The sequence below is a fragment of the Specibacter sp. NPDC057265 genome (assembly GCF_042668835.1).
GTDB lineage: Bacteria > Actinomycetota > Actinomycetes > Actinomycetales > Micrococcaceae > Specibacter.
In genome coordinates this window covers 40,943-60,571 of the sequence record NZ_JBHUYE010000006.1, presented here as the reverse complement: position 1 = coordinate 60,571, position 19,629 = coordinate 40,943, and the positions used below count along the sequence as shown (strand labels likewise).

General features: G+C 62.8%; 15 protein-coding genes. 9 read left to right on the top strand and 6 right to left on the bottom strand.

Annotation, left to right across the window (positions count from 1 at the left end):
• The first annotated feature begins 98 nt into the window (after nt 1-98).
• The 3 genes from ACFUCV_RS06345 to ACFUCV_RS06335 are packed head-to-tail and all read left to right on the top strand — an operon-like array spanning nt 99 to nt 1,993.
• The gene (locus ACFUCV_RS06345; RefSeq protein ID WP_380813512.1) at nt 99-746 is read left to right on the top strand and encodes an AzlC family ABC transporter permease; all 648 of its coding nucleotides are present in this window, start codon (nt 99-101) and stop codon (nt 744-746) included.
• Nucleotides 743-1,063, top strand: a complete 321-nt coding sequence (locus ACFUCV_RS06340) for an AzlD domain-containing protein (protein WP_380813509.1) — start codon at nt 743-745, stop codon at nt 1,061-1,063. Before ACFUCV_RS06345 ends, ACFUCV_RS06340 begins: the two co-directional genes overlap by 4 nt.
• Nucleotides 1,064-1,102: 39 nt before the next feature.
• Nucleotides 1,103-1,993 (top strand): ketopantoate reductase family protein, encoded by an 891-nt coding sequence (locus tag ACFUCV_RS06335; protein WP_380813506.1) that lies wholly within the window; start codon nt 1,103-1,105, stop codon nt 1,991-1,993.
• 495 nt (nt 1,994-2,488) lie between these two features.
• On the opposite strand, the gene ACFUCV_RS06330 is transcribed toward ACFUCV_RS06335, so the two are convergent.
• From ACFUCV_RS06330 to ACFUCV_RS06310, 5 genes are read right to left on the bottom strand one after another with little or no spacing between them, the layout of a single operon-like run.
• Entirely contained in the window at nt 2,489-4,210 is a 1,722-nt protein-coding gene (locus tag ACFUCV_RS06330) for a glycoside hydrolase family 13 protein (protein WP_380813503.1), read from the bottom strand.
• Nucleotides 4,210-5,088 carry a carbohydrate ABC transporter permease gene (locus tag ACFUCV_RS06325; protein WP_380813500.1) on the bottom strand — a complete coding sequence of 293 codons (879 nt, stop codon included), beginning with the start codon at nt 5,086-5,088 and terminating at the stop codon, nt 4,210-4,212. The genes ACFUCV_RS06330 and ACFUCV_RS06325 overlap by 1 nt, the downstream gene beginning before the upstream one ends.
• Nucleotides 5,085-6,014: a carbohydrate ABC transporter permease gene (locus ACFUCV_RS06320; protein ID WP_380813497.1), complete on the bottom strand. Its 930-nt coding sequence runs from the start codon at nt 6,012-6,014 to the stop codon at nt 5,085-5,087. Before ACFUCV_RS06320 ends, ACFUCV_RS06325 begins: the two co-directional genes overlap by 4 nt.
• Nucleotides 6,015-6,016: 2 nt before the next feature.
• A complete protein-coding gene (locus ACFUCV_RS06315; protein ID WP_380813494.1) occupies nt 6,017-7,324 on the bottom strand; it encodes an ABC transporter substrate-binding protein in 1,308 nt (435 codons plus the stop codon).
• Between the two features lie 9 nt (nt 7,325-7,333).
• A complete protein-coding gene (locus tag ACFUCV_RS06310; protein WP_380813491.1) occupies nt 7,334-9,490 on the bottom strand; it encodes an alpha-galactosidase in 2,157 nt (718 codons plus the stop codon).
• Nucleotides 9,491-9,596: 106 nt separating this feature from the next.
• Between ACFUCV_RS06310 and ACFUCV_RS06305 the strand changes: the two genes are divergently transcribed.
• From ACFUCV_RS06305 to ACFUCV_RS06295, 3 genes are all read left to right on the top strand, one after another.
• Nucleotides 9,597-10,772, top strand: coding sequence for an ROK family protein (locus ACFUCV_RS06305; protein WP_380813488.1), 1,176 nt, complete (start codon nt 9,597-9,599; stop codon nt 10,770-10,772).
• A gap of 474 nt (nt 10,773-11,246) precedes the next feature.
• Complete coding sequence (locus ACFUCV_RS06300) at nt 11,247-12,320, top strand: alkene reductase (protein ID WP_380813853.1); 1,074 nt, start codon at nt 11,247-11,249, stop codon at nt 12,318-12,320.
• Nucleotides 12,321-12,384: 64 nt separating this feature from the next.
• Nucleotides 12,385-13,425, top strand: coding sequence for an NAD(P)-dependent alcohol dehydrogenase (locus ACFUCV_RS06295; protein ID WP_380813485.1), 1,041 nt, complete (start codon nt 12,385-12,387; stop codon nt 13,423-13,425).
• A gap of 215 nt (nt 13,426-13,640) precedes the next feature.
• On the opposite strand, the gene ACFUCV_RS06290 is transcribed toward ACFUCV_RS06295, so the two are convergent.
• A complete protein-coding gene (locus ACFUCV_RS06290; protein ID WP_380813481.1) occupies nt 13,641-14,126 on the bottom strand; it encodes a nucleoside deaminase in 486 nt (161 codons plus the stop codon).
• A 520-nt stretch (nt 14,127-14,646) separates the two neighbouring features.
• Between ACFUCV_RS06290 and ACFUCV_RS06285 the strand changes: the two genes are divergently transcribed.
• The 3 genes from ACFUCV_RS06285 to xdhC are packed head-to-tail and all read left to right on the top strand — an operon-like array spanning nt 14,647 to nt 19,525.
• On the top strand, nt 14,647-16,290 hold the full coding sequence (locus ACFUCV_RS06285) for a xanthine dehydrogenase small subunit (RefSeq protein WP_380813478.1): 1,644 nt from the start codon (nt 14,647-14,649) through the stop codon (nt 16,288-16,290).
• Nucleotides 16,287-18,662 (top strand): xanthine dehydrogenase molybdopterin binding subunit, encoded by a 2,376-nt coding sequence (xdhB, locus tag ACFUCV_RS06280; protein WP_380813475.1) that lies wholly within the window; start codon nt 16,287-16,289, stop codon nt 18,660-18,662. Before ACFUCV_RS06285 ends, xdhB begins: the two co-directional genes overlap by 4 nt.
• A gap of 14 nt (nt 18,663-18,676) precedes the next feature.
• Nucleotides 18,677-19,525, top strand: a complete 849-nt coding sequence (xdhC, locus tag ACFUCV_RS06275; protein ID WP_380813472.1) for a xanthine dehydrogenase accessory protein XdhC — start codon at nt 18,677-18,679, stop codon at nt 19,523-19,525.
• Nucleotides 19,526-19,629: the final 104 nt, after the last annotated feature.

Below are 19,629 nucleotides of genomic sequence, written 5' to 3'. Positions count from 1 at the left end.
ACGCTCCCATGTTGCAGGAGGCGGACACAAGTTGACGAGCCACCAACCCGGAGTCCATCATATTAGTCATGCGTTCAATATATAGGACAGTTGGATCCGTGGGAACACGGAACATTGTTTTGGTATGTGCCTCCGTGCTGATCATGGGGATTTCCTACGGACTCGCCGCACACACTGCGGGCATCCCCTTGTGGGCAAATCTCCTTCTGGCCGTCCTCGTGCTGGCCGGCTCGTCAGAGTTCCTTTTTGTCGCCGCGCTCGGCGCCGGCGTCCCACCCATGCTGGCAGCGGCGACCAGTGCGCTGGTCAATACCAGACACCTGGTATTCGGCTTTACACTCGCAAAGATCTTTGGAACCGGTGGGCGTCAATGGGTCGCGGCGCATCTGATCAACGATGAAGCGGTTGCCCTCGCCATCGCTGAATCCGCCCCCGAGCGCCGTCGTTTGCTGTACTGGACCACAGGCCTGGGCATTCTCCTGGTTTGGCCTCTCGGCGCATTGCTGGGTGGTCTTCTGGGTGGGATCGTTCCGGACCCGCGGGTGCTTGGCATTGATGCCGTTCTCCCGGCAGTCCTCGTTGCAGTTGCCGTCCCGGCGTTGACCGAAAGACCAGCCATCGCCGTCGCAATAGTGGGGATGGTGCTTGCCATCCTCGCCACGCCGTTTGTTCCGGCAGGGGTTGCCCCCATACTGGCATTGGCCGCCGTTCCACTGGTCATGATCCGAAAGCCGGTTCAGCTATGACCTCCGTGTCCCTGGTCCTGGGCATCATGGTCCTGGCGGCCGCCACCTATACCTTTAGGATCAGCGGAGTGATGCTGGGCTCACGCGCAACGTTGTCTGCGCAGACCACCACCACCTTGAATCTGGGCACCACCGTGCTGTTGCTGGCGGTCGCAGCAACCGCGACGCTCTACGATGGCCCACAACTGGACGGCTTCGCCCGCCCCCTTGGGGTACTTGCGGGCGCCGCATGCGCATTCTGCAAACAACCCGTCATTGTGACCGTTCTCGTCGCTGCGGTCGTTACCGCCGGTTTGCGTATCCTTGGCTTCAACTAGCCTCAACCAGCTACTCGAACACAGAGAAGGACATTTTCCATGAAAATCCTCATTGTTGGTGCAGGAGCAACCGGAGGCGCATTTGGCACCTTGCTCCAAGAAGCAGGACGTGACATCACCTATCTTGTCCGGGCGCCCCGCGCCGTGGCCCTTCAACGGGACGGGCTGCGCTTCGTCTCGCCCAGCGGCGACCGCACCCACACAGTACAGACCCTTGTCAGTGGTGAGCCCAGCGATCCCTTCGACTTGATCATCCTCACAGTCAAAGCCGGCGCCTTGGAGTCCGCGATCGCAGATCTGCGCCCCTACCTGGGACCGGGTTCCTTCATCCTGCCAATTCTCAACGGCCTCAAACACATCCACCAGCTGGAACAGGAGTTTCCCGGCCAAATCCTGGGCGGACTGGCGAAAATCGTCGCAACCCTCGAAGAGGGGGTTGTTCGGCAGATGACAGGGCTCACCACATTGACCATCGGCAGCCCCGCCCATCCCGGCGTGCCGGCGAGGATTGAAAACGCGCTCACCGTTCCCGGAATCGCCCTCACCGTCAGCCCCGACATCACGGGTGCGCTTTGGGACAAATGGGTATTCATCGCAGCCGCCGGCATCATCACCTGCCTATTCCGCGGTCCAGTGGGAAAAATCATCGACGCAGGAGGACTGCCGCAAATCATTGCGGTCATCGCGGAAACCGAGGCCGTAGCCGCGGCAGCCGGACACACGGTGTCCCAACAGTCGCACACCCAATCCAAGACACTGCTGACGGAAGCAGGCTCCGCATTCACATCCTCCCTCTACCGGGACCTGACAGCCGGGCTGCCAACGGAAGCAGAACACATCCTGGGTGATCTAGCCAGGCAAGCACAGCGCCATGGCGTTGCAACTTCCCTGCTCGACCTGGCCCTGATCCAGATAAGAACCAATGCCTAGGGGTTGACAGGCAACTCCAGGGCCACGGAACAATCCTACGAATTATCTAGGGCAAGCCGCGCAGCTCAGGAGCGCGGACCGCCCTGCCGGCGTTGCCGGAGTGCTGCTGCCCGGTCCTGCGGCCGCGCAGCATGATCCAGATTCACGACCACACCCCCGCCAGCAACCCACCCTCAAGCCACCACGGGCCCTTTGGCATCAGCTTTGGGCATTCCTGCCAGCGCAGTGAAGCTGCGGCCCGGGCCCTGTCATTCGCACGGAAGAGCACGCCCGCTGACCATTCCGGTCACCCAACAGGCGACTCCGGTATTAAAAACAAAATACGCAGCGGTCCAGACACGTAATCAACGCAGACCGGCGTAACCGTCCAGGCCGCAACCGGTTCTGGAACTGGTTGCGGCCCAAGCGGCCGCAAGGTCTCACCCAGGTTGCTTTTTGTGGCTCGGGCCCGACAACCACAAGCGGTCCAGGAAGCAATCCTGAAAAATGGGCTGACTATCCAGACGTCCCGGAAGGAGCAACCCAAACTGTTGTAGCTCCTGGGATTGTCCGCTGTTGTTCCCACGTGTCCAATGTTGTTCCCGCCGTCACTGAGCCGCTGCTGCTCAGCACAAGCCTGCTGAGATCAAGTTCGAGGGGCAGCGAGGCCGGCGTGTCGCTGAAGTTGCACAGCACTTCCCAGCCATTGGGGCGGACATAATGGCTCAAGGTGGCGGCCGGTTCGCTGATCCATTCCAGCGACTCAGTGGTCTGCAGGCTTCGGCGCCAAGCCAACGCTTCACGGTACATTTCCAAGGTCGACCCGGCCACCCCGTCCTGCACGTCAGCGGCCTGCCCGGCAAACCAAGCCGGTTGTGGCAGCCAGGGGATGCCGCCGAAGCCAAAGTTCTGGGCCAGGGCAGACCAAGGCAGTGGCACGCGGCAGCCGTCGCGGCCCTTGACCTGCTGCTTGGTGCGAAACCACGTCGGATCAGCCAGAGCGGCGTGTGGAAGATCTGCCACTTCGAACAGTCCCAGTTCCTCACCCTGGTAAAGGTAGGCGGATCCGGGCAGCCCCAACATGAACAGCGTCGCGGCCCGTGCCCGGCGCAAGCCCAGCTGCGGGTCCAGCGGGCCGCCGGCTGTGGTTGAAACGCCGTCCGCCAGCAGCCACGCCTCCACGTCGGCCGTTGTGCTTCCGGCAGCAAAGGCATAGCGCGATGGATGGCGCACCACATCGTGGTTGGAAAACACCCATGTGGAGGATGCCCCGGATGCTGTCGCCTCAGTCAGGCACTTCTGGACAATGCTGCGGAATTGCGCAGCATCAAAGGGGGCTTGGAGCAGGTCAAAGTTGAAGGCCTGGCCCAAGCCCGTGGGCCGGGCATAATTCAGACGTCGTGAGGTGAAAGGCACCCACGCCTCGGCCACGGCAGCCCGCGGCGGATCGTACTCATTCAGCACGGAGCGCCAGCCGGCGAAAATTTCGTGGACTTCGTCCCTGTCAAAGAGAGGGTCGCTGCCGTCGTCCACCACGATCTCCAGCGACGGCTTGGAACGCAGGGGCAGGCCCATGTCCTTAACCAGCGCGTGGGCAACGTCCACCCGGAAACCATCCACCCCCCTGTCTGCCCAAAACCGCAAAGTCTTGTGAAAATCCTCGCGCACCTCGGGGTGGTCCCAGTTGAAGTCCGGCTGTTCGGAGGCAAAGAGGTGCAAGTACCACTGACCAGGCAAACCGGCCTTGGGCCCGGAGGTCTCCACCACGCGCGTCCAGGCAGGACCGCCAAAGTGTGAAGGCCAGTCTGAAGGCGGCAGCTCGCCGTCGTCTCCCCCGCCATCGAAGAAATGGTAACGGGCACGTTCGGGCGAGCCGGGTGCCGAGGCCAAGGCGGCTTGAAACCATTCGTGGCGGTTGGAAGAGTGGTTGGGGACCACGTCGACAATGACCTTGATGTGCTGGGAGTGCGCGGCCGCCACCATGGCGTCAAAGTCGGCCAGTGAACCCAACTTGGGGTCCACATTCCGGTAGTCGTCAACGTCGTAGCCGCCGTCGGCCAGCGCCGAGGGATAGAACGGACTAAGCCAAATGGCGTCAATGCCCAATGCAGCCAGGTAGTCCATGCGGGCCGTGACACCGGCCAGCTTGCCAATGCCGTCACCTGTGGTGTCGAAGAAGCTGCGGGGATAAATCTGATAGACGGCGGCTTGGCGCCACCATTGAACATCAGGGAACATTATTTGATGGATCCTCTCATGACACCGGAAATAACCCAGCGCTGGGCAAACAAGTAAACAAGAAGCAGCGGCGCCATGGCCATCAGGTATGAGGCGAAGGCTGTGGTGTAATCCGTATTGAACTGGCTTTGGAAGATGTACTGCACCAGAGGCAATGTGCGTGTTGCGGGATCGGAAAGGATGACCAACGGCAGGAGGAAGTCGTTCCAAGCCCAAAGGCAGGTCAGGATCCCCACGGTGGCGTTAATGGGGGTCAGGATGGGGAAAATCACTTTCCGGAACGTGGTCCAGACGCTGGCCCCGTCCATGATGGCCGCTTCCTCCAGCTCAACCGGAATTGATTTGATGAACGCCGTGTAAACAAAAATGTTGAAGCTGAGACCATATACCGTGTATAGCAGAAACAAGCCCACCGGATTGTCCAGTCCCAGCACAGCCATCTCTTTCGTCACCGGCAGCATGATGATGGGAAACGGCACAAACAACGCGGCAATGAAGAAGTAGTACAGCGCCTTGAAGAACGGGCGGTGCATGTTCCGCGCAATGGCATAGGCCACGAGTGAGTTGGTCAAGATGGTCAGTACCACCGCAGCTGCCGTCACGATCCCGGAGATGAGCAGTGCGTTGGGAAAATTGGTCAGTTTCCAAGCATTGGAAAAGTTTTCCGGATGGATGCTGGTAGGCAGGGCCAAACCGTTGCCGCCGAGCTGGTCGGGGGATTTAAGTGCCGTGACAATGGTGAAATACAGGGGTATTAGCACTGTCAGCGAAAGGACAGCCACCAAGATGGTCAAGGGAACGTTGACTGCGGACCTGCGCCGGGCACCGGCCGGGGTGCCGTTGCCCGCGTTCGCTGTGCTGCGGGTAAGCGTACTCATGAGAAATCAGCTTCCTTGCGCGAAAGAACACGCAGCTGTAGGAGGGAAAGCACCACAATGACCACCAGGTACACCACGGAGTTGGCCATCTGGTAGCCGTATTCCCCGCCTTGGAAACCGCCGCGGTAAATCACCATGGCCACGGATTCGGTGGACGTGCCCGGCCCGCCGTTGGTCAGTGCCACAATTTGGTCAAATGCCTGGAGAAGGCCCTTGAGCGCAAGCACCATGTTGATGGTGAAGAAGCCGGAAATCAGCGGAAAGGTTATGGACCAGAACTGGCGCCAGGGAGAGGCCCCGTCCAGGCTGGCAGCTTCGTAGAGTTCAAGCGGGACGGTCTGGAGACCGGCAAGATAAATGATGACGCTAAAAGCGATGGACTGCCAGGCCGTGACACCCACAATGCCCAGCCACGCCAAGTCCGGGTTGGCCAGGATGGAGCTTGAAAGCCAATCGATGCCAAGTGCCTGACCGATCAAGGGCAGGTTGTTGGAGATCAAGTAGTTGAAGACGTAGCCCACAATGAGGACCGAAAGGATGTTGGGGATAAAGAAGATCCCACGGAACGCCGTCTGGAACTTGATCTTGGAGTTGAGCAGGATCGCGATGAACAAGGCGCCCACGTTCACCGCGATGGTGGTGGTGATGGCAAAGAGGAACGTGAAGCCGTAGGACGCCATGATCCTGTCGTCCTTGAAAAGGTTCACGTAATTGGACAGGCCCACGAAGTCCCACTCGCCGTAGCCGGCATAGTTGGTGAAACTAAAGAACATGCCCGTCAACGTCGGGACCGTGTGCAGGATGACAAACAGTACGAGCGCCGGCACCACCATCCAGTAGAACGTTTTGTGCGCCCGGGAAGGCCGCCGACGTTGCAGGCCGGACGCGCTGCGCGGTTTCTTCGCCTTGGCCACTATGGCTGTCATGGTCAGTCGCCTTTCTTGGTGATGGTGCGGGCTGCGGTCTTTTCAAATTCATGGTCCATGCGCGTCAGGAACGCCGACTTGTTGCCATCAAGGACAAACTGTTGCAGCAGCGGTGGCAGCGGGATGCTCGGCGGCACGTGGTGGTCGAAGTAGCCAATGACCCTGCCTTCGTTGAAGAAGCCTTGGATGCCGGCCAGCGCCGGGTCCTCGCTCGCGGCGGCATCCGTCACCGGCGTCAGCGATGATTGGGCGGCCGAGTAGTAATCAAGGGACGGGGCCGACATGAGGAATTCCACGAATTTCTTGGCCTCGACCGGGTGTTGGGTGTCCTTGCCAATGGCCAGCGCGACATCCACCCCGGAAACCAGGGTGTTCTTGGCCGGATCATTGCTCGTGGGGTACGGGAAGGATTTTATCTGCACCTGGGGGTTCGAGGCGCGTATTGCCGGGATGGCGAAACTGCCCTGTAGATACATTGCCGATTCGCCGGCGCCAAAGGCCGCGTTGCCGTCATTGTAGCTGGCACTTTCGGCCCCGGGCTGGGCGTAGCTAAACAACTTTTGAAGCTTCGTGGCCGCTTCGTCGCCATTTTTTTCAAAACCGTACCGCCCCGCCGCCGTGGTCCAGCCGGCCGAACGCACATCGTCGAAGAAGTCCTGCGGCATGAGGTTTCCTGCCAGGTTGACGTAGGCCGGCTGCACGGTCCAGGCGTCCTTCAATGTCATGTAAAAGGGGTTGACGCCTTGGGATTTGAAGGTCTCCGCTGCGGCGATGAGATCATCCCAGGTCTGCGGCACTTCAACACCGTATTTATTGAAAATCTCCGGGTTGCAGAGGATGCCACTGGCATTGTTGGCGAACGGCAAACCATTGCTTTCATTCCCGTGGCAGGTCCCCAGCCCGTCCAGGATGTCCCGTACGGACGGTATGACCCGTGCAGCTGCAGACAGCTCCGAGAGATCCGCGAAAACACAGGCCTTGGACAGGTCACCAAAATTTCCGTTGCCGTTGAGAGTCAAGACATCCGGCGTCTTGTCCTTCACCAACAGTGTGCGGATGGCCGTGTCCGGGTCCGGGACGTTATTGACCACCACATCAATGTTCGGGTTTTGGGACTCAAACTCGGCCACCAGCTTTTCAAATTGGCCCACGGCCTCGGGTTTGTATTGAAAGAAGTCCAGTTTCACGCGGCCGTCGTCGGCGGAGCCACAGCCGCTGAGGCTGAGGATGATGGCCAAACCGGCGGCGCCTGCCACTGCGCGGGCAGAGCCTTTCCGGCGTGCCGGAATCAGGCGGGGTGTTGCTCTCATGCGAACTCCTTAGGGGGCCCACTGAGGGTCGACGTCGACCCTGGTGAGCATAATCAGCACTGATTGTTCGGGGAAGAGCACCGGAGCTTGAAGGCCAACGGTTTCCAAAACACGTCCGGAGAGCGTGGATTCATGCAGCGGCCACTCCAAAGGGGATTGGCCGTTGCCAACCATGTCGTCCAGGGGGTGTGAGAGTGTGACCAGGTACTGGTCCTGCGGAGTCAATCCAGGTAACGTGATCCGCCCTGACGGGTAGGTGATGGACGCTTCGCGCTGTGTGAGGGCGAAGACGGCGCGGCCGCCGTCCTGCGCCACCACTCCCCGCAGGTCCAAGGCGGAATCAGGCAGATCGGCGTGGACTGAGACACCCGTGTGGAACAGTGCGCGGTTCTCCTTGTGGAAATCCACCCATTGGCTGAGTTCCGCTGTTTGTTCCTCGCTGATGGCGGAAATGTTCCACTCAATGCCGAAGTGGCCAAAGATGGCCGTGCGTGCCATGAATCCCAGACTGTGTTGGCGACGGGTGGAATGGGAAATTGGCCCGCCAATGTGGGCGCCCATCAGCTCATAGGGAACCAGCAGTGAAGTGTTGGCCTGGTTGTCGAGCCGTTCAATGGGGTCGATGCAGTCGCTGGTCCAAATTCGGTCCGTATGCTCCAGGATCCCAAGGTCCACGCGGGCACCGCCTGAGGCACAGCTTTCAATTTCCAGGTGGGTGTACCGGGTTTTCAGCTCGGCCAACAGACGGTACAGGGCCAAGGTGGTGTCCCGCACGGCGGCGCGGCCGGTGCGTGGATCGGCGGCGTCCATGAGGTCACGGTTGTGGTCCCATTTGATGTAGCTGATGGGGTACTGGTCAAGTATGGCGCTGATGCGTTCCAGCAGGTAGTCGTAGCAGCCGGGGTGGGCCAGGTTCAGCACCTGCTGCTGGCGGCCGCTGACGGGCCAGCGGCCTTCGGTGTGCAGAATCCATTCCGGGTGGTTTCGGGCCACGTCCGAATCCGGATTGACCATTTCGGGTTCAAACCAGAGACCAAACTCCATGCCCAGCCCGTGGACGTGATTGATGATGGGGCCCAGACCATCGGTCCACACGGCAGGATCCACAAACCAGTCTCCCAACCCTGCCGTGTCGTCGCGGCGGCCAAGGAACCAGCCGTCGTCAAGGACAAAACGCTCCACACCAATGGCGGCAGCCTTCTCGGCCAAGGTGGACAACGTGGCGAGGTCATGGTCAAAGTAAACGGCCTCCCAAGTGTTTAAGGTGACCGGGCGCGGGCGGGAGGGGTGCTGCGGGCGGTCGCGCAGATCCTGGTGGAAACGCCCCGCCAACTCATCCAAACCGTAACCCCAGGAACCATAGGCCCATGGAGTGGAGTAGCTTTCGCCTGGAGACAGCACCACTTCCCCGGGCAGCAACAACTCTCCGGCGCTCAAGAAATTGTCACTGGTAATGGTGCGTTCGGCGCTGAGCCGGTGGTTTCCGCTCCACGCCAGGTGGGCGCCGTGCACCAATCCCTGGCGGTGGCCAAAGTCCGCGGTCCCGGCCAGCATCAAAAGAGTTGCGTCAGCACCTGGACGGCCGCGGCGGCTCTCGCGGACGTGGGCGCCAACCATCAGGGGCCGCCGCTGGGCGGACCGCTCCTTCAAATGCCGCCCGGTACTGTCTTGAACCATGGTGGCGGATGCCGGCAGGGGGAAAACCACGGAAAGCTGGTGAAGCTGGTAGTCGCTGGAACCAATATTGCTCAGGGTGTGACGCTGATGCAACACCCCATGGGAACTCAAAGTCAGTTCAGTGACCATGCGCAACTGCGCGGCCGGATCTTCGGCGGTGATGGTCAGCCCGTGGGCGGTGGAAGCGACCACCGTTGTCGTGCTCAAGGCGCTGTTCCAAGCCGCGCCGTCGCGCTGGCCCACCAGGGCGGGAGATCCCTGCCAACCAAAGGTTTCCTGGGGCAGGAGCGTGAGACGTGCGGGAACGTCGATTCCACCCGACACGCGTTGGGGGCGCGCGGCGATGGCCAGAGCCGCCAGCTCGGACTCCGCCAGGGGGCCCGTGGTGGGGCCCCAATGAACAATCGAGGGAAGGCCTGCGGTGTCCAGGTCGACGATGACGGAAGTTCCGCCGCGGTGCAGTTGGGCGTAGGAAGATTCAAAACTCATGCAATAGTTTTACCGCAATAGTAATTACGGTGTCAAGAATCACGTTAGCGGCCGGAAGTCGGCCTGTCGGGGCCCCATTTACTCCAATGTGCAATAAACTAAGTGCATGAACTCCGTGCTTCCGGTATCAGCCCACCCAAAACAGCTATCCCCCAAGAGGCGCGTGCTTGCGGACTCTGCCCTTGATTTGGCCCGGCTGGTGCTGGTCCGCGGACCCATTTCACGTGGTGACCTGGCCCAGGCCCTCAGGCTCAGCGTGGCAAGCCTGACCCGGCTCAGCAAACCACTGCTGGATGCGGGGGTCCTCATTGAAGGGGAGTTGGTGGCTGGCGGCACGGTGGGCCGGCCTGTGAGGCTGCTGGATGTGCGCGAGGACAGTGCCCACTTCATGGGCGTGAAAGTGACAGGTGACATCTTGCAAGCCGTGTTGACCGACCTGCGGGCCACCATCATTGCCGATGCCAGCCTACCTCTGACGCAAACATCCCCTGCTTTTGTGGTCGCCGGGGTGGCTCAATTGGCACGGCAGCTGAGTGTGCAGCGGGCTGTGAAGCTGACGGGTGTGGGCGTCGCGTTGGGCGGCCAGGTTCGCGGTGACGGTGTGGTGCACAGGGCACCGTTTCTTGGTTGGAAGGATGTGCCCCTGACCCAGATGCTGGCAGATGAGCTGGGCCTGCCGGTGGTGGCTGACAATGATGTCAGCGCCCTCGTGGCGGCCGAGCAGTGGTTTGGCGCCGGCAGGGAAACTGCTGATTTTGCCGTCGTCACCATTGGTGCAGGGGTGGGCTATGGCTTGGTGATTGACAACCAGGTCAGGCGAACGGCAGATACGGGCCTTGGTCTGGGCGGCCATTTTCCGTTGGACCCCAACGGCCCCTTGTGCATGGAGGGCCATCGGGGCTGCTCCACGGCCATGCTCTCCATCCCAAGCATCTGTGCCCAGATTTCGTCGGTTTTGGGACGCCCCGTGAACTACAGCCAGGCACTGGAACTGGCCAAGGAGGGAAATCGGGTGGCGGAGGCCGTTGTCACTTCGGCGGCCAATGCGCTGGGCAAGCTCATAGCGGCAGCCGCCAACCTCACCATGGTCAATACGGTTGTACTGGGCGGAGAAGGAATAGGGCTATTTGCCGTCAAGGAGACGGCGGTCCGTGAAGCCGTCGTCGCCGGCAGGGATCCGGAGGCGGAACCCATCAGTCTTCACCTGGCTTCCGCCGACTTCACCGAATGGGCCAGGGGTGCTGCCACTGTTGCCATCCAGGCCCAGGCGTTCGTCCTCTAGCTGGACCGGAATGCGTCGCGCGGCGCGGTCCGGCGGCCCGGGCCAGCGCCGCGGCATTTTCTTCCGCGGCGCCCTGCGCACACCGCTGCGCAATTAAGAGCAGCTCACTCCCCCGCCATCCAGCCACCTGCGGTGCGGGTAACCCCCGGCTGGATCGGTGGCCGGAATGCAGTGCAATTGCTCGTTCTGATCCGTCGTGCGTTTTGGGCACTGCTGCCGCCGCGCTTCCAACTTGTCAGTTTGTGCAGTGGCCAACCGGGGTGGCGGTCCAGCTCCATCCCTGGGCATCAAGGGGAAATCACCGACAGCTGGCCGTGGGCGTTCCGCAGCCGTTTGTTGCACCACGGTGGCCTGCGCTCCGGCAGCACGGGAAAGTACCTGCCCATGCCCGGCAGGAATTATCTGGGCGGAAACTTCCTTGTCTCAAAGGCGGGCTACCCGCCCGACCTCAACCACATGGAATCAGGAATCTACATGAGCCTCTTTAGCCCCATCACCCTCGGTGCTCTCACCCTGCCCAACCGCCTCATCATGGCCCCGCTCACCCGTTCCCGTTCAGGGCGCGACGGCGTGCCGGGGGACGACGTCGTCGAATATTACCGCCAGCGCGCATCCATGGGGCTGCTGGTTTCCGAGGGCACCTACCCCAGCGTGGGCGGCCAGGGCTTTGTCCGGCAGCCCGGTCTGGTGACGGAGGCGCAGATCGCCGGATGGCGGAAGGTCACCGACGCCGTCCACGCCGAAGGTGGCCGGATCATTGTGCAGATCATGCATGCCGGCCGGGTCACCAATTCCGGGCTCACCGGCGGCCTTGACCCGGTGGGTCCCAGTGCCATTGCCATTGACGGCTTCACCCGCAACTACGCAGGCAAGGTCCCGTACCCGGTGCCGCGGGCGCTGGCCACGGAGGAACTGCCCCGCATTGTCGAAGAGTTCGCCCAGGCCGCACGGAACGCCATCACTGCAGGGTTCGACGGCATTGAAATCCACGGAGCCAACGGCTACCTGCTGCACGAGTTCCTCGCACCCTCATCCAACCACCGCACGGATGCCTACGGCGGCAGTCCGGAAAACCGGGCCCGTCTCACGGTGGAAATAGCCACAGCCATTGCCCAAGCCATCGGCGCGGACAAGACCTGGCTGCGCATCTCACCGGCCCACAACATCCAGGACGCGCTGGAAACGGACGACGCCGACGCCCTGGCCACCTATCTGGCCTTGGCCCATGGCCTGGCCCCGCTGGGCTTGGCGGGTCTGAGCATCCTGCATGCGGAACCATCCGGAGGGTTTATCCAGCAGATCCGCAGCGCCTTCGGCGGCCCCGTGGTCCTCAACACCGGATTCAGCACCGTCACCTCCTTGGAGGATGCGCAGAACATGACGGACAACGGCCTGGCCGATGCCGTGGCCGTGGGCCGCCCCGCCCTGGCGAACCCGGACCTGGTCCGCAGGTGGCAGGACGGGCTGCCCCTCAATGAGCCCGACTTCGCCACCTTCTACACCGAGGGCACCAAGGGTTACACGGACTACCCGTTCTGGGAAAACTAGTCTGCACCGCCTGCGGGGACTGCCTTCCCCACCCAACCCATTCATGCCAAGCATTAGGAGCACCATGTCCACCGTCAAGGCTTACGCCGCCCCCTCGGCCACCGAAGCACTCATCCCCACCACCGTTGAACGCCGGAACGTCGGCGCCCATGATGTCTTGATCGAGGTCAAATTCGCTGGGATTTGCCACTCGGACATCCACACCGTCCGCGGTGACTGGGGCCCGCAAAGCTACCCGCTGACCCCCGGCCATGAAATCACCGGCATCGTCACCGAGGTCGGCTCAGCGGTCACCAAGCACGCCGTTGGCGACCGGGTCGGCGTCGGCTGCATGGTGAACTCCTGCCGCGAATGCGTCCACTGCCTGGCCGGGGAGGAGCAGTACTGCCTGGCCGGCAACACCGGGACCTACGGCGCCGTGGACCGCGACGGCACCACCACCCAGGGCGGCTACTCCACCCACGTGGTGGTCACCGAAGATTTCGTGCTCCGCATCCCGGCCGGTCTTGAGCTCGACGTCGCCGCCCCCCTGCTGTGTGCGGGCATCACCACCTTTTCCCCGCTCAACCACTGGGGCGCGGGTCCGGGCAAAAAAGTTGCTGTTGTTGGACTGGGCGGACTCGGCCACATGGCGGTCAAAATTGCCCACGCCATGGGCGCCGAGGTCACAGTCCTGTCCCAAACCCTCAAGAAGCACGACGACGGACTGAAGTTGGGTGCCGACCACTTCCACGCCACCAGCGACCCGGAAACCTTCAGCCGCCTGGCCGGCAGCTTTGACTTGATCATCAACACCGTCAGCGCCGCAATTGACATCAACGCCTACCTGCAGCTGCTCACCCTCAATGGCGCACTGGTGAACGTCGGCGCCCCGGCCGAGCCCCTCCCGGTCCAGGCGTTCTCCCTGATCAACTCCCGCAGGTCCTTTGCCGGCTCCATGATTGGTGGCATCCGCGAGACCCAGGAAATGCTGGACTTTTGCGCCCAATACGGCATCGGCTCGGATATAGAAATGATTTCCGCGGGCCAAATCAATGACGCCTATGAACGTGTGCTGGCCTCGGATGTGCGTTACCGCTTCGTCATTGACACCGCCACCCTGTAGGCAGGACCGGGCCGCTGCCGTCCACACCGGCTTTTCCACGGTGTGCCGGCGCGGCACAGCCGCATGGGATGAAGTCCGTGGCCGGCAGCCCGGCTGGGGCGGAAAAGGGTGGTCCGCGCCCGCTTCACCACTGCTGGGCCGGGTTGCCGGCAGCGGCACCCGCCGTTGCCGGCAACCCGCAGCAGGCAAACCGGGCAGCCCGGCTTTCACCTGGGTTAATAGTCGATCCGGGTGTCGAGCCCGCCCCAGGTGCTGAACGGAACCAGCGGATCGTTGGCGCCCGGAGCGAGCTGTTGGACAGGCATGCTTCGTTCTTCGACAGGGGTGTCAAAAAAGTCATAAAAGACGGCGTCGTCGAAACCCGCACGGGCAGCATCGTGCCGGTCCGCGGCAAAGTAGACCCTGCCCACCCGTGCCCACAGTGCCGAAGCCAGGCACATGGGGCAGGGCTCACAGCTGGTGTAGAGGGTTGCACCGGTGAGATCGAAGGTGCCCAAGGCTGCACAGGCATTGCGGATGGCTGTAACCTCGGCATGGGCTGTTGGGTCATTGTTGGCGGTCACCCGGTTGATGCCTTCAAAGGCCCTTCCGTCCGCGGTCACCACCACGGCGCCGAAGGGCCCCCCGTGGTCCAAGACGTTGGCCGTGGCCAAATCAACGGCCTGGGCCATGTAACGCTGATCATTTTCGCTGGTATCCATGGTGCCTTCCTTTGGCAGAGTTGTTGGCTCCACATACCGGTATGCAGTCGGGCTTGAGCTCAATACACGCCCGGTGGACAGCGACCGCTTCAGGTGCCCGCCTGGACATGGTTGAGACCCTAGCACCAGAAATTGAACCGGGACAAGAACCCGGTGGCGAAGCGGTTTGCGGTCTGGGCAGTGCCAGTTTCCTCGCTTTTTGCGGCCGTGCAAAGCCATTGTCCCAGTGGATCATTTTTCCTCTGCCCGGCAACGCGATGTTGGAGGCCATCGGCCAGGTGCTGTTGCCCGGATCCATCAACAACTCCAGCACCTGCCCCACCAGGTGCGGGCGTCTGTGAGCCGGGTCCACTACCGCCGCCAACACCAAGGGTGTATGCTGCCTCACATTGGCTGCCACCTGTTCGCATGGATAACCTGGTGCGGCTGTCCCGGCCCCGCCGGTCCCAACCATGCTGACGCCCGTGCCTGCGAGCATTGGCGTTGCGCCGTTGCTGGACAGAGCCAAGGGAGAAGGACCATGACCGGAACCGTCGATCACAGCAAAACGGATGCGGCTGCCGCAGCCGTGAGAGTCAACGGCCAACAAATGTCCATTGCGGCCACTGCCCCCTATACCACCGCCCTGGCGTGGCTGCGCGGCAGCGGGGTCACAGGCCCCAAAGAAGGATGCGCCGAAGGGGAATGCGGAGCCTGCGCAGTGATGGTCTCCCGCCCGGACGGTGACGGCGGCACCCGCTGGACCTCGATCAACTCGTGTCTGGTGCCTGCCGCAATGCTCGCCGGCCAGGAGATATATACGGCAGAGGGCTTGGCAACCGACCAGGGACTGCACCCCGTGCAAGAAGAGATGGCCCTGCGTGGCGGTTCCCAATGCGGTTACTGCACTCCAGGATTCATTTCCTCCATGGCAGCTGAGTATTACCGTGAAGACCGCCGCGATTGCTCCTGCGAATCGGGCAGTTGCGGCTTGGCCTCGGCCACATCAAACATTGTCTCCACTGCACGCGCGGTACCCACCGGAAACAACCTTCCTTGGGCGCTCGTCGTCGACGGGAATGCGCCCGAGGGTGACCTTCAGCTGCCCCCGGATGCGGATGCAGCGACTGTGCCGGTCACGAGGTACGAATCGACTCCCCCGCACGCAGCGGAGATCGGACCCAATGGCTTCGATCTGCATGCACTCTCCGGGAACCTGTGCCGGTGCACCGGATACCGCCCCATCCGGGATGCGGCGTTCGCGCTCGGAAAGGTCGATCCCAAAGACCCCATGGCGCGGCGCCGTGAGCTGCCGGCACCCGCCAGCCAGCCACTGCGTCTGGAGCATGCCGGCAGCGCCTTCGTGCGGCCGGCCAATCTGGCGCAAGCCCTTGAGCTGCTCGCCGGGGCACCGGAGGCGGTCGTTGTGGCCGGTTCCACCGACTGGGGTGTGGAGCTGAACATCAAGCACCGCCGCGCGTCCCTCACCATCGCGATCGACCAGCTTCCCGAGTTGCGCCAGTTCCACATCGCCGGGGACCGCATTGAGATTGGTGCGGCACTGACGCTGTCGGAAGTGGCACGGCTGTTGAATGGTTCGGTGCCCTTGCTGGACCAGGTCTTCCCGCGCTTCGCATCACAGCTGATCAGGAACGCCGCAACCATAGGCGGGAATTTGGGCACCGGATCCCCCATAGGGGACATGGCCCCCGCGCTCCTTGCCCTCGACGCCGGTCTCCTCCTGAGCTCTGAACGGGGCGAACGGACGGTGGCGTTGGCCGACTATTTCACCGGTTACCGAAAAAGCGTGCGTGCAGTCGATGAAATCATCCGCGCCGTGCACATCCCCATGCCCCTCGCGCCGCTGGGCCGGTTCTACAAGATCGCCAAACGCAGGTTCGATGACATCTCCTCGGTGGCCGTGGCCATCACCGCAACCCGTACGGACGGGGCTGTGGCACAAATCCGGGTCGGCGTGGGCGGCGCGGCCGCCGTGACGCTGCGCGCACGGGGCACCGAGGCCGCACTCATGGGAAAGCCCTGGACAGCGGAATCCTTTGCAGCCGCTGCCGAGGTCCTGATGACCGAGGTGACACCCATGACTGACCACCGGGCCAGCGCCGAGTACCGCAGCGCCACACTGGCCCAATCCATCCGCCGCTTCCACGCCGAGGTGTCATCATGAACCCGTTCTCCTCCCGCCCCCTCGCTGAAATCCCCGACGGCGCCGCCACCGGTCTCAGCGTGCCGCACGAGGCAGCCTGGGAGCACGTCACAGGCAAAGCGCTCTACACCGACGATCTGCCCTGCCGCTCCAGCAATGTGCTCTACGCGTGGCCGCTGCAGGTGTATGCCGCGCACGCCCGCATCGACTCGCTGGACACCTCCACGGCCAAAACCATGCCCGGGGTTGTCCGTGTGCTCACCGCCGAAGACGTACCCGGCATCAACGACTACGGAGATTTGGGCGACGAGCCGCTCTTCCCCGAAGAGGTGCAGTACCACGGCCAACACGTGGCCTGGGTGCTCGCCGAGTCCCTCGAGGAAGCCCGCCTGGCAACTGAGGCCATCAAAATCTCCATCACGGAACTGCCGTCCATCATCACCACCCAGGAAGCCATTGCGGCGGGACAGTTCCAGGGACCGCGCGCCACCCTGGCGCGCGGCGACGCAGATGCAGCCCTCGCGAATGCTCCGCACCGCATCAGCGGCGGCATCGACATTCAGGGCCAGGAGCACTTTTACCTCGAAACCCAGGCATCATTTGCCACCATCGACGAAAGTGGGCAGGTCTTCATCCAATGCTCCACCCAGGCCCCCAGCCACACGCAGGAAGTTGCGGCCCGGGTCCTTGGCGTGCCCTCGAACCAGGTCACCGTGCAGTGCCTGCGCATGGGCGGGGGCTTTGGCGGCAAGGAAACCAACGCGAACGCCTTCGCCGCCGTCGCAGCCCTGGGCGCCGTGCTGACCGGACGGCCGGTGAGCCTGCGCCTGAACCGCACCCAGGACATGACCATGACCGGCAAACGGGGCGGATTCCATGCCAGCTGGGAGGCCGGGCTCGACGACGACGGGCACATCCTCGCCTACAAGGCGGTCCTGACCGCCGATGGCGGATGCAGCGTGGACCTCTCCCCCGCCGTCGTCAGCCGCGCGCTGTGCCACATTGACAATGCCTACTACCTCCCCAATGTCCACGTGGTGGGCCAGGTTGCCCGCACGAACAAGACCTCGCACACGGCATTTCGTGGTTTTGGCGCCCCGGCCGGCATGATCGTGACCGAAGACCTGCTGGGCCAGGCGGCCACAAAGCTGGGCATCGGGGAGGAGGAGATCCGGCGTCGGAACTTCTATGCCCCCGGTCAAACTACACCATACGAACAAGTGGTCAGCCATGCCGCCCGCATGCCAGTCATGTGGGAGAAACTGAAGAAGACCAGCGATTACGAAGCCCGGCTCCGCCAGGTCGCAGAATTCAACGCCCATCACGAACACATCAAGCGGGGTCTGGCCATCACGCCCGTGAAGTTTGGGGTGTCGTTCAACAAGCCGTTTTTGAACCAGGCCGGTGCGCTGGTGCTCATTTACCGGGACGGTTCGGTGCTCATCAACCACGGTGGAACGGAAATGGGTCAGGGATTGCATACAAAGATGCTGCAGGTCGCCGCGACCGCCCTCGGCGTCCCGCTGCGGCGGGTCCGGCTCGCTCCGACCCGGACAGACAAGGTGCCCAACACCTCCGCCACCTCGGCCTCGACTGGTTCCGACCTCAACGGTGGCGCGGTCAAGAACGCCTGTGAGATCATTCTGGACCGGCTTGCACCGGTGGCCGCAGGCCTGCTTGGAGTCAATGCAAACGAGGTGCGCATCACCGACGGGGCCGTTGGCGGATTGGGCACGGACAAGTCCGTGAGCTGGGCGGAACTGATCGAAACTGCGTACCTCCAGCGCGTGTCCCTGTCCGCGGCAGGCTACTACCGCACGGAAGGTCTTTTCTTCGACTCCAAAACCTACAAGGGCAACGCGTTCAAGTACTACGCGCGCGGGGTGGCGGTGGCCGAGGTGGAGGTTGATGGGTACACGGGCGCCTATACCATGCGCCGGGTGGACCTGTTGCACGACGTGGGCTGTTCCCTCTCACCCTTGATCGATCTGGGGCAGGTCGAGGGTGCCTTTGTCCAAGGCGTTGGCTGGCTCACCCAGGAAGACCTGCGCTGGGACACCAGCGATGGTGCCGGCCGGGGAAAGCTGCTGACGCAGGCAGCGAGCACCTATAAGCTGCCGTCATTTTCGGAACTGCCGCAGGCTTTTAATGTGAACTTGTACGTGGACGAGCACCCTTCCGACGACGGCAGCATTTACGGCTCAAAAGCGGTGGGCGAACCGCCCCTGATGCTGTCCATCGCCGTGCGGGAAGCACTGCGGGCCGCCGCTGCCGCCTTCGGCGACGCCGGACGCCAGGTTGAGCTGCCCTCCCCTGCCACTGCCGAGGCCGTGTACTGGGCGCTTGACCGGGCACGCCGGCAGGCCCCTACACCAGTGCTCGTTACCGACTGAGCCGGGCAGGCATCATGGACTGGTTCGACGGCCTCACTAGGGCCCGCGCTGCCGGGAAGCCGGGAGTTTTGCTGACCATTGTCGAGGTGCGCGGGCACTCGCCGCGGGACGTCGGCGCGAAAATGTTCGTCGACGTCCAAACCGCCTCCGGAAGCGTGGGCGGCGGCAACATGGAGGCCACGCTCATCGAGCGTGCCCGGGCAATGTTGAACGATGGCACGGACACGGTGGTGGAAGCCGAGTTTGGACTCAATGAACACGCACGGGTGGCGTACGGCACCCAATGCTGTGGTGGCATTGTGCGGGTGCTCCTGGAACTGATCGGGCAACGCCCCACCGTCGCGATCTTCGGCGCCGGCCATGTGGGCAAGGAACTGGCGCGCATCCTCAGCCGGCACGAAATCATTCTTCACCTTGCCGATTCGCGGGAGGGCATGGTCGACGACGATCTGGCCGCCACGCTCAACTCGGGCCCGGCCACGGTGCATCTTCATACCTTGCCCGCCCCCGAGATCCTCATTGCCAGCCTTCCGGAGGGCGCGCACATCCTGATCCTCACCCACGACCACGCGGAAGACCTGATGCTCTGCGACGCAGCCCTTCGACGGGAGGGTCTTGGCAGCGTCGGCGTCATTGGATCCGCCGCGAAATGGGCCAGGTTCCGGAAAGGGCTCCTGTCCGAGGGACACGGGGAACCCGCCATTGAACGCATCCAATGCCCCATGGGGGTCCCCGAACTCACCGGAAAACATCCTGCAGTCATCGCCCTTAGCGTTGCTGCCGACTTATTGCGTGTCCTGCAGAAAGCCGATCCGCGGCCACAGAGAGAAGAAGGCGAAAGCCGGAGTGGGGATGGCCGGTGACACGGTCCCCCCGGAAGTGGCAGCCCGGGGTCAACAACAGCGGCGACTGCCCTCCTCCGCCACGTGATGGCCCCCTCCGCTACGTGATTGGCTGGAGCTGCCTG